Here is a 12407-nt window from a genome sequence, read left to right on the forward strand (position 1 = left end):
AAACCCTCACGCGCATCGTCAGCGCGTCTCTTGAAAAAGCTCGCGCCCAATGAGCATGCGCCTGATCTCGCTCGTCCCCGCGCCGATTTCGTAGAGCTTCGCGTCGCGCAGCAGACGTCCCGCCGGATAATCATTCGTATAACCGTTGCCTCCAAGACACTGGATGGCTTCGAGCGCCATCCAGGTCGCGCGCTCGGATGCGAAGAGGATTGCCGATGCGGCGTCCTTGCGCGTGGAACGGCCAAGATCGCAGGCCTTGGCGACGGCATAAACATAGGCCCGCGTGGCGCCGAGCGCCGTGTACATATCCGCGAGCTTCCCCTGCATCAGTTCGAACTCGCCGATCGGGCGGCCGAACTGCTTGCGGTCGTGAACATAGGGAAGAACGAGATCCATGCAGGCGCGCATGATGCCAACAGGGCCGCCAGACAGAACCGCGCGCTCATAATCGAGGCCGCTCATCAGCACCGCGACGCCGCCCTCCGGCCCACCGAGGACATTCTCGGCCGGCACGATACAGTCGTCGAAAACGAGTTCGCTCGTATTGGAGCCGCGCATGCCAAGCTTGTCCAGCTTCACGCCGGCATCAAATCCCGGGAAGCGCTTCTCCACGATAAAGGCGGTAATGCCATGCGCGCCCGCCGATGGCTCTGTCTTGGCGTAGACGATCAGCACATCCGCGTCGGGGCCGTTCGTCACCCACATTTTTCGTCCGTTGAGGACGTAGCCGTCGCCACGTTTCTCCGCACGCAGGCACATGCCGGTCACGTCGGAGCCTGCGCCAGGTTCCGACATAGCGAGGGCGCCGACATATTCGCCCGTGATCAGCCCGGGAAGATAGCGGCGCTTCTGCTCGTCGGAGCCGTTGCGATGAATCTGATTAACGCAGAGATTCGAATGCGCGCCGTATGAGAGGCCGATGGAGGCCGATGCGCGGCTGATCTCCTCCATGACGATGACATGCTCGAGATAGCCGAGCCCCGCCCCGCCATAGTCTTCAGAGACCGTGACCCCAAGGACCCCAAGCTGTCCCATCTTGCGCCAGAGATCGTCAGGAAACGCGTTCTGCGCGTCGATCCTGGTCGCGCGCGGAGCTATTTCCCTCGTCGCGAAGGTCTCGACTTCGTGACGCAGCATTTGCGTCGTGTCACCGAGATCGAAATCCATGACCGGCGTAAAGTGGCGCATTGCGCCTTACTCCTGACTGCCAGACGGCGGCATAGCGGCTATATTTACCGGCGCGCGGGGGTTTCAAGGCGCCGGCGCCGTTGCCTCCGCATCCGGTTGCTTGAATGGATGCGCGGCGACGAAGGCCGGATGCGCGGCGCAAATGGCCGAGACGCTTCGAATTTTTGGAAAAGGCTCGAGAGGAACGCCGAAGCGCTCGGCGCTGAAGACTTGCGGCGCGAGACAGATGTCGGCGATGGTCGGCGCGCTTCCAAAGCAGAATGGCGCAGGTTCGATCGTCGCTTCGATCGCCTCCAGACCGGAGGCGATCCAGTGTCGCCGCCATCCGGCGATTCTGTCCTCGTCGAGCTTCAGCTCGTCGCGCATAAAGTCGGCGACCCGCAGATTGGCGAGCGGGTGAATGTCACAGGCGATGGCGAGCGCAACGGCGCGCGCGCGGGCGGCGAGCAGAGCGTCTGAGGGCGCGAGCCTCGGGTCGGGATGAATCGCGTCGACATAGTCGATGATCGCGAGCGATTGAGTCAGCACGCTACCGTCGTCGAGCTCGAGCGCAGGCACAAGCTGTTGGGGGTTTTTCCGCCGATATGCCGGCGTCTTCTGCGCGCCGTCCCGCAGATGCACGAAGCGCCGCTCGACGACGAGCCCCTTCAGCGCGAGCGCGATCCGCACGCGATAGGCCGCCGAAGACCGCCAGTAATCATAGAGGATCATGAGAAACCCCCCGAAAGGATGGTCGCCAAAGTTTCAGATAGGGCTTCACCCGCCGGGCCGCCGCCATATTTTCAGGAGGAGCAACCGCGCTAGAGGCAAAAGGCGATGACGGCGCTCTCCATGGAAAGGCCTCCTGTCGTCTCAAATGACAACCCGATGGGCACGGACGGGTTCGAATTCGTGGAATTCGCCCATCCAGATCCCGCGCAGCTCGCGGCCCTGTTCGAGACGATGGGCTTCGTGGCCGTCGCCCGGCATCGGTCGAAAGACGTGACGCTCTATCGGCAGGGTGACATCAACTACGTGCTCAACAACGAGCCCGACAGCTTCGCCGCAGCCTTCGCGCGCGAGCATGGGCCTTCCGTCTGCGCCATGGGATTCCGCGTCGTCGACGCCGGACTCGCGCTCAGCCGGGCGTCGCTGCTCGGGGCGAATATCGTCTCGCACAGGCCGGGGCCGATGGAGCTGCATATTCCCGCGCTCGAAGGCGTCGGCGGCGCGCTGATCTATCTTGTCGACCGTTATGGCGACAAAGGCTCGATCTGGGACATCGACTTCCGCTGGACGGACGCCCCCGATCCGAGGCCCGACGGCGTGGGGCTCATCGCCATCGACCACCTCACTCACAATGTCCGCCGCGGACGCATGGACGCGCTCGCGGACTGGTATGCGCGGCTCTTCCACTTCCGGCAGATTCGCTATTTCGACATCGAAGGGCGTTTCACCGGCCTGCATTCGCGCGCCATGGCGAGCCCCTGCGGCAAGATCCGCATTCCCATCAATGAAAGCGCCGACGAAACGAGCCAGATCGAGGAATTTCTCGACGCCTATAATGGCGAGGGCGTGCAGCACATCGCCTGCGCCTGCCGGGACATTTACGACACGGTCGAGCGATTGAGACGCAACGGCCTCGACTTCATGCCGGCGCCGCCAGATACATATTACGAGGCGGTGGAGGCGCGCCTTCCGGGCAACGGGGAGTCGATCCCCCGGCTGAAGGAGCTTGGCGTTCTCATAGACGGCTCGAGCGCGCCAGAGGCCCAGCCTCGCCTGCTCTTGCAAATCTTCTCGAAGACGGTCGTCGGCCCGATCTTCTTCGAGTTCATCCAGCGCAAGGGCGACGAGGGATTCGGCGAAGGGAATTTCCAGGCGCTTTTCGAATCCATCGAGGAGGACCAGTTGCGGCGCGGCGTTCTGAAGCCGGAGACCGACGCATGAATTATATGACCGGCTTCGGCAACGAATTCGCGACCGAAGCCATGCCAGGCGCGTTGCCGGAAGGACGCAACTCGCCGCAGCGCGGTCCTTACGGCCTCTACGCCGAGCAGATCTCAGGCTCCGCCTTCACCGCGCCGCCGCCCGCGAACAGGCGCTCCTGGCTTTACCGCATTCGCCCAAGCGTCCTGCATGCGCGCCGATTTACGCCTCTCGATCTCCCTTATTGGAAGACGGCGCCGTATCACGTTCCCGAAGCGCCGCTCGGCCAGTTGCGCTGGGGGCCGACACCGATCCCGAATGAAAAACTGACTTTCATCGAGGGCGTCCGCACCATGACATGCAGCGGCGACGCGGAGGCCCGCACTGGCATGGCCGCGGGCGTCTTTGTCGTCACGACGGACATGGTCGACGACTATTTCTACGATGCGGATGGCGAACTTCTCCTTCTTCCGCAGAAAGGCGCCCTGCTCATCGACACGGAGTTCGGGCGCATCGACGTTTCGCCCGGCGAAATCTGCCTCCTCCCGCGCGGGGTGAAATTTCGCATCGCGTTAAGGGACGGCCCGGCGCGCGGCTATTTTTGTGAAAACTACGGCGCGCCTCTCACCCTGCCCTATCGCGGCGTCATCGGCGCAAACGGCCTCGCCGCGCCGCGTGATTTTCTCACCCCCGTCGCGGCCTATGAGGACGTCGAACGCCGGGGCCGGCTCACCGTGAAATGGGGCGGGCGTTTCTTCGCCTGCGATATCGGCCATTCGCCGCTCGACGTCGTCGCCTGGCATGGCAATTACGCCCCCTACAAATACGACCTGCGCAAATTTGCGCCGATGGGCGCGCTGCTCTTCGATCATCCCGATCCGTCGATCTTCTGCGTGCTCACCTCGCCCTCCGCGCAGCCCGGCGTTGGCGATGTGGATTTCGTGATTTTCCCGGAGCGCTGGCAGGTCGCGGAGGACACGTTCCGCCCGCCCTGGTTCCACATGAATGTCATGAGCGAGTTCATGGGGCTGATTTTCGGCGCCTATGACGCCAAGCCCGAGGGCTTCGCGCCCGGCGGCATGTCCTTGCACAACGCCATGCTGCCGCACGGGCCGGACGCCGCCGCCTTCGCCGCCGCGACGCGCGCCGAGCTGAGGCCCTCGAAACTCGAAAATACGCTCGCCTTCATGTTCGAGACCCGCTTGCCGCAGCATCCGACCGACTACGCGCTGTCCTTGGATACGTTGCAACCAGACTATGCCGATTGCTGGTCCGGCCTGCCCAAACTTTTCACCTCGAAGCCGTGAGGCGCATATGAAGCTTGCTTCTCTCAAGGGCGGACGCGACGGACGCCTCGTCGTCGTGTCGCGCGACCTCACGCACGCCACCCACGCCGACGACATCGCGCCGACGCTTCAGTTCGCGCTCGACAATTGGGAGAGAGTCGCGCCGAAACTGGCGACGCTCGCGGATCGAGTCGATAGAGAGACGACGACTGTCTTCCGCTTTCGCGAACATGACTGCGCCTCGCCTTTGCCGCGCGCTTTCCAGTGGGCGGACGGTTCGGCCTATGTGAACCATGTCGAGCTTGTGCGCCGCGCGCGCGGCGCGGACATGCCCGAAAGCTTCTGGACCGATCCGCTGATCTATCAGGGCGGCTCGGACGCCTTTCTCGGGCCGCGCGACGCCATCCCGCTAGGCGATGAAAAATATGGGCTCGATCTCGAAGGCGAGGTCGCCGTCATAACGGACGACGTTCCGATCGGCGTGACGGCGGAAGCGGCGCGGCGCCACATTCGGCTCGTCATGCTCGTCAATGACGTCACATTGCGCAGCCTCGTGCAGGGGGAGATGTCGAAGGGCTTCGGCTTTTACCAGTCAAAGCCCTCCTCGGCCTTCTCCCCCGTCGCCGTTACGCCGGACGAACTTGGCGACGCCTGGGACGGCGCGAAGCTGTCGCTGCCTCTCCTCACCTCGATCAACGGCGCGGCTCTCGGCCATCCCAATGCCGGCGTGGATATGACCTTCGACTTCGGTCAGCTCATCGCGCATGCGGCGCGGACGCGGCCATTGTCGGCGGGAACGATCATCGGTTCGGGAACGGTCTCGAATCGCGCCGCCGATGGCGGGCCGGGGCTGCCCGTCGCGAAAGGCGGCGTCGGCTATTCCTGCATCGCCGAGCAGCGCACGGTGGAAGCGCTGCTCACCGGCGCGCCCGTCACGCCCTTCCTGAAAGCGGGCGACGTGGTGCGGATCGAGATGCTCGACAAGAACCGCCACACCATCTTCGGCGCCATCGAACAAAGCGTCGAGAGCCGCTGACTCAAGCGGCCGCGCCCTTGCTGTCAAAGTAATGATGATCGCCCCTGGTGATCACCCTGTCGCCCGCGACGATCTCATGCGCCTCTATGTCGGGCTCCAGAAGGAGCGCATCGTAAAGGTCGCCGAAATCCCGGTAACATTCGTCCAGCAATTGCTCGAAACTGTCGACGACGAAATAGCTCTGCTGATAGTCGCTGATGATGTATTTCGTGCGCATGACGCGCATGAGGTCGAAAGCGATGCGGTTGGGCGAAGAATCCTCCAGCGAAAACACCGTCTCTCCCGGCGAGGAGAGAATGCCCGCGCCGAAGATGCGCAGGCCTTGCGGCGTGCGGATCAGGCCGAACTCCACCGTATACCAATAGAGCCGCGCCAGATTGTGTAGCTGGCCGCGCTGCAGGGCGCGCGCGCCGCCCTTCCCATAGGCTTCGAGAAAGCGAGCATAGACCGGATCGGCCAGCAGCGGGACGTGACCGAAGACATCGTGAAAGACATCGGGTTCTGAAAGGTAATCGAGTTCGCGCTCCGGCCGGATGAAGGCCCCGGCCGGGAAGCGGCGATTGGCGAGATGGTCGAAGAAAGCGTCGTCGGGGATGAGCCCGGCGACGGGCACGACGCGCCAGCCGGTCAACGCGCCAAGCCTGTCGCTCAGCTCCTGGAAATCTGGAATCCCCGCGCGCGACAATTCGAGCTTTTGCTTCGCGGCGAGAAAGGCGTCGCAGGCGCGCCCGGGCAGGAGCTTGGCCTGGCGCGCAAAGAGCCGGTTCCAGCGATCGTGCTCTTCCATTGTGTAGGACGCCCAGTTCTGGTCGATCGTCCAATCGTCCCTGCGCGGCGCTTGGGCGTAGCGGTTCTTTTCTTCCGGTGCTGCGGTCATGGCGGCCCTCGCTGCTGCGAATTTATTTATGTCGAGTCCAACGCGCTTGAAGTGTTCGACAGACGCCCGCGGGCCTATGCGTTGCCGCCATGCGCCCTAACTCCATGCATATGTCCAGCCTTGCGCATTTCATCGACGGGCGACGCGTTGCGGGAAATAGCGGCCGCGTCGGCGATGTTTTCGATCCTGCGACCGGCGCCGTCGCGGCGCGGGTCGCACTGGCGTCTCGAACGGAAGTTCGCGACGCCGTCGAAAGCGCGAAGCGCGCGCAGCCCGCATGGGCGTCCGTCAACCCGCAGCGCCGCGCGCGCGTGCTGATCAAGTTTCTTGAGCTTGTCGGGCGCGAGCAGGAGCAGCTGGCCGAATTGCTGTCCAGCGAACATGGCAAGACCGTCGCCGACGCGCGCGGCGACATCCAGCGCGGACTCGAAGTCGTCGAGTTCTGCGCCGGCGCGCCGCATCTTCTCAAAGGCGGCTACACGGACGCGGCGGGGCCCGGCATAGATCTCTATTCAATGCGCCAGCCGCTCGGCGTCGCGGCGGGGATCACGCCGTTCAATTTCCCGGCGATGATCCCGATGTGGATGTTCGCGCCCGCCATCGCCTGCGGCAACGCCTTCATTCTCAAGCCCTCGGAGCGCGATCCGAGCGTGCCGCTGCGCCTCGCCGAATTGATGATGGAAGCCGGCCTGCCGGCTGGCGCGCTCAACGTCGTCAATGGCGACCGCGAGGCGGTCGACGCGCTGCTCGACGACGCCGACGTGAAGGCCGTCGCCTTTGTCGGCTCGTCGCAAATCGCCGAATATGTCTATGCGCGCGCCTGCGCGGCCGGAAAGCGCGCGCAATGTTTCGGCGCGGCGAAGAACCATATGGTCGTGATGCCCGACGCCGACATGGACGGCGCCGCCGACGCGCTCATCGGCGCCGGTTATGGCTCGGCGGGCGAACGTTGCATGGCGATCTCCGTCGCCGTACCTGTCGGAGAAGAAGCGGCGCAAGCGTTGCTGACCCGTCTCGTCCCGCGCGTCGAAAGCCTCAAGATCGGGCTGCCTGCCGATGCGAGCGCCGATCTCGGTCCGCTCGTCACGAAGGCGCATCTCGACCGGGTGAAGGACTATGTCGCGCTCGGCGTCGACGAAGGCGCGAAACTTGTCGTCGACGGACGCGACTTCAAGATGCAGGGCTATGAAGACGGGTTCTTCATGGGCGGCTGTCTCTTCGACGAGGTGACGCCGCGAATGCGCATCTACAGGGAAGAGATTTTCGGTCCCGTGCTCTCCGTGGTTCGCGCGCGCAATTATGAAGACGCGCTTTCGCTCGTCAGCGAACACGAATATGGCAACGGCGCGGCGATCTTCACGCGCGACGGCGGCGCGGCGCGCGACTTCGCGTCTCGCGCGCAGGTCGGCATGATCGGCGTCAACGTGCCGATCCCGACGCCTCTCGCCTACTACACTTTCGGCGGCTGGAAGCGGTCGGCCTTTGGCGATCTCAACCAGCATGGCGAAGACGCCTTCCGGTTTTACACGAAGACGAAAACCGTCACGTCGCGCTGGCCGGGCGGGGTGCGCGAAGGCGCGAGCTTCGTCATGCCCACAATGTCATGATCGCGGAGCAAGCCATGGGCCGCATCGCCTTTATCGGTCTTGGCGCCATGGGCTTGCCGATGGCGCGCAATCTCGCCGCCGCGAATTTACGCCCTTCTTGCTTCGACGCGGCCGAGGCGGCGCGCGAAAGGGCGGCGAGTTGCGGCCTCGACGTCGCTTCGTCCCTCGAAGAGGCTGCGGCGGGCGCCGATACGGTCGTGACGATGCTGCAAAATGGCGAGCAGGTTCTCGCCGTCTGGCGCGCATTGCTGCCGCTCATGCCGCAAGGCGCGCTCTTCATCGACTGCTCCACCATCGACATCGCACAGGCGCGCGACGCCCACGCGCTCGCGAGCTATGCCGGCGCGCGGGCGGTCGACGCGCCGGTTTCGGGCGGCGTCGCGGGGGCGGAAGCCGGAAGCCTCACCTTCATGTGCGGCGGGACCTCGGAAGCATTCGCGGCCGCGACGCCCATTCTGGAAAAGATGGGCGCGCGTCTCTTTCACTGCGGCGACCCCGGCCTCGGTCAGGCGACCAAGCTGTGCAACAATCTGATGCTGGGCGTGACGATGATCGCCACGGCGGAAGCCTTCGCGCTCGCGGAGCGGATCGGTCTGCCGGCGCAGAAGCTTTTCGAGGTCGCCGCCGCGTCTTCCGGTCAATCCTGGTCGCTGACGACCTATTGTCCGGTCGCCGGGCTCGCGCCGGCCTCGCCTGCAAACAGGGACTACGCGACCGGTTTCGCGACGCGGCTGATGCTGAAGGATCTGAGGCTTGCGGAGAGCGCCGCGGCCAGGGCCGGCGCCGTGACGCCGCTCGGCGCAGCTGCGGCGCAGCTTTACGCGCTTTATGAAGCCCAGGGCGGCGGTGGGCGGGACTTTTCCGGCGTCATAGAGATGCTCGCCGGAAAAGTCTGAGCGGCGGGCGGGGCCTTTCAGGCCCGCGCCCGCAAATGCCTCAGCGCTTCTTCTTCTTGCCGCTGGTGGTCTTTTCGGCGACCGGCGCGGCGAGGCCCATCTCGGCGCGGCAGTCGTCGGTGAGCGAGGCGGCGGCGGCCCTCAGGCAGCCCTCGATCGCGACAACATCCGGAATCTGCGCCTGGCAGAAACGCTTGGCGTCATCCTCGCAGGCCTCGCGCTGGGCTTGCGTCCCCTGGGCGAAGGCCGGCGCGGCCACGATCAGCGACAGCAGAGCCGAAAGCCGGATAAAGTTGCGCATTCACACGTCCCTTCTTGAAGTTCGTTTCCTGCGGACGCAGGCTGTGCGGACCATAGCGGCCCGCATTGGCCAACAGATCGATGGCCCTCCTCGCGCCCCGCTCCTGAATCGCGCTGCGGCCTTAGCCAGCCGCGGGGTGCGATCGTCGGTCGGTTCGGGGCGCGCCTCTTGCGAAATAGGGTTCCCACTTTTTCGCGGCGCGCTCTAGGCCGGAACGGCGTTCCAGCCACTTCTCCACAGGCAAGTTTCCCCACGCCGGCGCCCCGGCAAAAAAAGAGCCGCTGTCGGCCAGCGGCCCAAGTTCAGGGAGGAATGCCCAAGGAGAGCACGCGATGATTGGAGGCGCGGGCTGTGGCGAAACTGTGTTCGCGAGCCTCGAGCGGCTGCGAAGGTCTGGACCCTGTGGCAAAAACGCAACAGTTTCAATGCGGCGGGGTGGTAGCCTACCGCCCCTTGCTGCCCTCGATCGTCCGCAATTCTGCGGTGGACGGCGCCTTGATGCTGGCGTTCAGCTTGCGCAGCATGGTGAGGCACAGCTCCTTCACCGCCTCGTCCTGAACCGTGTCGGTCAGGCGGGCCACATGATAGAAGGCCATGGCGCGCTGGGAAACGAGGTCTTCGTAGCTGAAGGGATCGGACAGGCCGTCCATATCGTCGTCGATATTGTCAGTCATGGATCCGCCTTCCCAATTTATGGGCCTCATATTGGGCTTCCCGCCCGAAAATTAAAGATGGGGCCCGGCAAGGAGCCGCGCCGCCGGGGGCTTGGCGGCCAATATGGTTAAGACGTCGCCTCGCGCCCCCGCCGCGCCATAGACGGCCTGCCGCGCGGCCTCGTGCGGAGCAAGGGCGTAGAAGAAATACGACCCCACCGCCGCCGCCGTCGCGACGACGATCGTGCCGACGAGAGAACTCCGCAGCCGCGGGGAGCTCTTCGCGGCCGGACTGCCGAGCGCCAGCAGCGCAACGATGCCGACGAAAGCGCTCATAACCGCCATGAGGAACAGCGACTCGACGGCGACGATCATCAGGGCCTCCAGCGCAGGACAGGGGCGGCGCGCCTCTCCATCTCGTAACGCGGGGGCGAGAAAGAAGGTCCGGCGGCGATCAGGAGATGCGCCGGCGCTTGTCGGGCGCGGCGCCATCTGGTTCGGGAGCGGGCGGGTTTGGACCTTGCGGGCGATTGAACTGCAGAATCGTATTGACGAGATCGGCATAGACGCCGCTCGCCCTGACCGCCTGGTCGAAGAAGTCCTGATAGGGCAGCCGCGCGGGCGCGGGATCGGCGTGCGCCGCCCTCGCAGGCTCAATCTCGCGCAGCCTCGCGGCGATCGAGCCCCAGAGCTTCGTCATCTCCCGCGCCGCGGCGCCTCTCGGATTGAGCTCCACGACGCCAAGGCCAAGGCGCACCGCCTCCTGATAGTCGACGCGCGTCGACACCATCGGCGCCAGCAGCGCGCCCATTTCCTGCAGCGCCTGCGCGCCACGCTCGACGCGGGCGTTCTGCTGCGCGGGCGGGCACTGGTTGAGAAGAAAGGCGAAGGGCTTGCCGGACGCCTTCACCTTGGCGAGCGTCGCCTCGCTCGCCCAGAGGTCGAGCGTATTGGGCCGCGCCGGGATCACGCAAAGATCGGCGGCGCGGATCGCGGCGTCCGCCTGCGGAGTGTCGCTCGCGGGCGTATCGACGATCACGAGCGACACGCCCTCGCTTTCGAGCTGCGCCACCGCGCGCGCGAGCTTTTCGGCCGGCATGCGCTCGGCCGGAATGTCGAGCGTCTTGCGGGCGCGCGACCATTTCACCAGCGATTGAAGCGGGTCGAGATCGCAGACGAAAACGCGCTCGCCCGCCTTGTGCGCGGCGACGGCGACATTGGAGGCGAGCGTGCTTTTGCCCGCCCCGCCCTTCTGCGTGACAAATGAGACGATTTGCATGTGTCGAGACGTCCCGCGAGCCTGCCTCGGGGGTGAACGCGAACGCGACGATACGCGAAAAGAAACGCTTACGCTGGATGAGCGCGGGCGAGGGCCCGCGACGCCCCCGTCCACAATCAGAAGTTTCGGGACGTTACTATCAAGAACCGGCGCGAGAAAGCGATTTTGCCAGTCACAATGCGGAAATAGGCGACGGCGAGGCGGAAAAACGCCGACCGCGCATTGTGCAAGCGACCTCCGAGGCGCTATCGAACCTGCGCGGAGCCGATCGAGGCCCGCGCAGCAGGAGGATTGGAATGAGCGACGTCGTCGTCAGGGACAGCAACGGGGCGGAATTGAAGGACGGCGACTCCGTCACGCTGATCAAGGACCTGAAGGTCAAGGGCTCCTCCATCGTCCTCAAGCGCGGAACGCTGATCAAGAACATCCGCCTGACCGACGATCCGGCGGAGATCGATTGCAAGGCCGAGAAGGTCAAGGACCTCGTCCTTCGCACCGAATTCGTGAAGAAGGCCTGAGGCTCGCGCCTCACGCTTTCAAACCCCTCCAGCCGCCGAGCGGATGCAAATGAGCGACGCCCTTTCGGATCACGCTACTCGTCTCGAAGCTCTGGAAGCGCTCGTCATGCATCAGGAGAGATTGATCGCCGAGCTTAACGACGTGGTCACGTCGCAGTGGCGGAAGATCGACTTGCTGGAGAGGCAAGTGGCGCAATTGCGGGAGGAAATCCAGAATATCGGCCCCGCCCGCGACGCGCCCGAACCGCCGCCGCCGCATTATTAAGGGTTGCTCGGCGCCATTACCGGTTGCGGCGCGTTTGGCGGTCGCGGCGGAGAATTTGGCGCGGAATTGAAGACGGGCTGAGGCGGCGCGGGGCCTCTCGGCCGGTTGTCGGCGATCACCTCAGGCCCGTTGGCGCGCAGGACGATGATGCGCAAGCGCGCATGATCGTAGAAGATCGCGAACTGGAAGTCCTTGAGCAGTTGCTGGGCGACGTATTCGGGCGAGCCATGATAATTGCCCGAAACGACCCGCTCGCCGAGACGGCCGTTGCTCCACTCTACTTGCGCTCCGAGATTTTCCGATAATAGTTGCCGGAGCGGTTTACCGCCGCTTGCGTCCAGGCTGATTTCGGCGACGTCCACTTTCGTGGTCTGCGCGTCTCTCTCCACGACGATCGGACGCTGGGCCTTTGTCCCGGCGCTTCTCGCCACATGATGGCGTTTCAAATGAGCGCCGCGGTGGCCTGAAGAATGACAAGGTCTCGCGAGAGCCATATCCGGCGAAATCATCGCGAGAATCACGCTCGTGGCGATCGTATATTTCATTGGGAAATATAAGAGGGTTAATATTGTCCTAAATGTGATGTTTTCCAC

At 64.5% G+C, this 12407-nt stretch carries 15 protein-coding genes; 7 read left to right on the forward strand and 8 right to left on the reverse strand.

The features are described 5' to 3' along the window. Window positions 1-18: 18 nt before the first annotated feature. Together ACPFMJ_RS09975 and maiA are read right to left on the reverse strand one after the other, a co-directional pair. Window positions 19-1188 (reverse strand): isovaleryl-CoA dehydrogenase, encoded by a 1170-nt coding sequence (locus tag ACPFMJ_RS09975; protein ID WP_424363639.1) that lies wholly within the window; start codon window positions 1186-1188, stop codon window positions 19-21. A gap of 63 nt (window positions 1189-1251) precedes the next feature. After that, window positions 1252-1899, reverse strand: a complete 648-nt coding sequence (gene maiA / locus ACPFMJ_RS09980) for a maleylacetoacetate isomerase (RefSeq protein WP_424363640.1) — start codon at window positions 1897-1899, stop codon at window positions 1252-1254. A gap of 120 nt (window positions 1900-2019) precedes the next feature. On the opposite strand from maiA, the gene hppD reads away from it, so the two are divergent. From hppD to ACPFMJ_RS09995, 3 genes are read left to right on the forward strand one after another with little or no spacing between them, the layout of a single operon-like run. Then, window positions 2020-3117, forward strand: coding sequence for a 4-hydroxyphenylpyruvate dioxygenase (gene hppD, locus ACPFMJ_RS09985; protein WP_424363641.1), 1098 nt, complete (start codon window positions 2020-2022; stop codon window positions 3115-3117). Continuing rightward, window positions 3114-4403, forward strand: a complete 1290-nt coding sequence (hmgA, locus tag ACPFMJ_RS09990) for a homogentisate 1,2-dioxygenase (RefSeq protein ID WP_424363642.1) — start codon at window positions 3114-3116, stop codon at window positions 4401-4403. Before hppD ends, hmgA begins: the two co-directional genes overlap by 4 nt. Window positions 4404-4410: 7 nt before the next feature. Continuing rightward, window positions 4411-5418, forward strand: coding sequence for a fumarylacetoacetate hydrolase family protein (locus ACPFMJ_RS09995; RefSeq protein ID WP_424363643.1), 1008 nt, complete (start codon window positions 4411-4413; stop codon window positions 5416-5418). Window position 5419: 1 nt separating this feature from the next. Here ACPFMJ_RS09995 and phhA read toward each other — a convergent pair whose 3' ends face one another. Beyond that, window positions 5420-6295 carry a phenylalanine 4-monooxygenase gene (gene phhA, locus ACPFMJ_RS10000; protein ID WP_424363644.1) on the reverse strand — a complete coding sequence of 292 codons (876 nt, stop codon included), beginning with the start codon at window positions 6293-6295 and terminating at the stop codon, window positions 5420-5422. Window positions 6296-6405: 110 nt separating this feature from the next. Here phhA and ACPFMJ_RS10005 point away from each other — a divergent pair, with 110 nt between their 5' ends. Then, window positions 6406-7902 (forward strand): CoA-acylating methylmalonate-semialdehyde dehydrogenase, encoded by a 1497-nt coding sequence (locus ACPFMJ_RS10005; RefSeq protein WP_424363834.1) that lies wholly within the window; start codon window positions 6406-6408, stop codon window positions 7900-7902. Next, entirely contained in the window at window positions 7848-8798 is a 951-nt protein-coding gene (mmsB, locus tag ACPFMJ_RS10010) for a 3-hydroxyisobutyrate dehydrogenase (protein ID WP_424363835.1), read from the forward strand. Before ACPFMJ_RS10005 ends, mmsB begins: the two co-directional genes overlap by 55 nt. Window positions 8799-8838: 40 nt before the next feature. Here mmsB and ACPFMJ_RS10015 read toward each other — a convergent pair whose 3' ends face one another. From ACPFMJ_RS10015 to ACPFMJ_RS10030, 4 genes are all read right to left on the reverse strand, one after another. Further along, a complete protein-coding gene (locus tag ACPFMJ_RS10015; protein WP_424363645.1) occupies window positions 8839-9099 on the reverse strand; it encodes a hypothetical protein in 261 nt (86 codons plus the stop codon). A 443-nt stretch (window positions 9100-9542) separates the two neighbouring features. After that, on the reverse strand, window positions 9543-9773 hold the full coding sequence (locus ACPFMJ_RS10020; RefSeq protein WP_424363646.1) for a hypothetical protein: 231 nt from the start codon (window positions 9771-9773) through the stop codon (window positions 9543-9545). A 51-nt stretch (window positions 9774-9824) separates the two neighbouring features. Further along, a complete protein-coding gene (locus ACPFMJ_RS10025; RefSeq protein ID WP_424363647.1) occupies window positions 9825-10127 on the reverse strand; it encodes a hypothetical protein in 303 nt (100 codons plus the stop codon). 79 nt (window positions 10128-10206) lie between these two features. Further along, window positions 10207-11031: a division plane positioning ATPase MipZ gene (locus tag ACPFMJ_RS10030; protein WP_424363648.1), complete on the reverse strand. Its 825-nt coding sequence runs from the start codon at window positions 11029-11031 to the stop codon at window positions 10207-10209. Window positions 11032-11327: 296 nt separating this feature from the next. Between ACPFMJ_RS10030 and ACPFMJ_RS10035 the strand changes: the two genes are divergently transcribed. After that, window positions 11328-11549 carry a zinc ribbon domain-containing protein YjdM gene (locus ACPFMJ_RS10035; protein ID WP_424363649.1) on the forward strand — a complete coding sequence of 74 codons (222 nt, stop codon included), beginning with the start codon at window positions 11328-11330 and terminating at the stop codon, window positions 11547-11549. A gap of 49 nt (window positions 11550-11598) precedes the next feature. Then, a complete protein-coding gene (locus tag ACPFMJ_RS10040; RefSeq protein WP_424363650.1) occupies window positions 11599-11814 on the forward strand; it encodes a SlyX family protein in 216 nt (71 codons plus the stop codon). Here the strand turns inward: ACPFMJ_RS10040 and ACPFMJ_RS10045 are convergent. Further along, on the reverse strand, window positions 11811-12407 hold the full coding sequence (locus ACPFMJ_RS10045; RefSeq protein WP_424363651.1) for a hypothetical protein: 597 nt from the start codon (window positions 12405-12407) through the stop codon (window positions 11811-11813). The genes ACPFMJ_RS10040 and ACPFMJ_RS10045 overlap by 4 nt on opposite strands.

The sequence above is a fragment of the Methylocystis parvus genome (genome assembly GCF_049675845.1).
In the GTDB taxonomy this organism is placed as follows: Bacteria; Pseudomonadota; Alphaproteobacteria; order Rhizobiales; family Beijerinckiaceae; genus Methylocystis; species Methylocystis parvus_A.

Excerpts from the sequence above, each read along its gene's own strand:
- ACPFMJ_RS09975 (WP_424363639.1), bottom strand. The coding sequence starts at position 1,188 with ATGCGCCACTTTACGCCGGTCATGGATTTCGATCTCGGTGACACGACG.
- maiA (WP_424363640.1), bottom strand. The coding sequence starts at position 1,899 with ATGATCCTCTATGATTACTGGCGGTCTTCGGCGGCCTATCGCGTGCGG.
- hppD (WP_424363641.1), top strand. The coding sequence starts at position 2,020 with ATGGAAAGGCCTCCTGTCGTCTCAAATGACAACCCGATGGGCACGGAC.
- hmgA (WP_424363642.1), top strand. The coding sequence starts at position 3,114 with ATGAATTATATGACCGGCTTCGGCAACGAATTCGCGACCGAAGCCATG.
- ACPFMJ_RS09995 (WP_424363643.1), top strand. The coding sequence starts at position 4,411 with ATGAAGCTTGCTTCTCTCAAGGGCGGACGCGACGGACGCCTCGTCGTC.
- phhA (WP_424363644.1), bottom strand. The coding sequence starts at position 6,295 with ATGACCGCAGCACCGGAAGAAAAGAACCGCTACGCCCAAGCGCCGCGC.
- ACPFMJ_RS10005 (WP_424363834.1), top strand. The coding sequence starts at position 6,406 with ATGTCCAGCCTTGCGCATTTCATCGACGGGCGACGCGTTGCGGGAAAT.
- ACPFMJ_RS10015 (WP_424363645.1), bottom strand. The coding sequence starts at position 9,099 with ATGCGCAACTTTATCCGGCTTTCGGCTCTGCTGTCGCTGATCGTGGCC.
- ACPFMJ_RS10020 (WP_424363646.1), bottom strand. The coding sequence starts at position 9,773 with ATGACTGACAATATCGACGACGATATGGACGGCCTGTCCGATCCCTTC.
- ACPFMJ_RS10025 (WP_424363647.1), bottom strand. The coding sequence starts at position 10,127 with ATGATCGTCGCCGTCGAGTCGCTGTTCCTCATGGCGGTTATGAGCGCT.
- ACPFMJ_RS10030 (WP_424363648.1), bottom strand. The coding sequence starts at position 11,031 with ATGCAAATCGTCTCATTTGTCACGCAGAAGGGCGGGGCGGGCAAAAGC.
- ACPFMJ_RS10035 (WP_424363649.1), top strand. The coding sequence starts at position 11,328 with ATGAGCGACGTCGTCGTCAGGGACAGCAACGGGGCGGAATTGAAGGAC.
- ACPFMJ_RS10040 (WP_424363650.1), top strand. The coding sequence starts at position 11,599 with ATGAGCGACGCCCTTTCGGATCACGCTACTCGTCTCGAAGCTCTGGAA.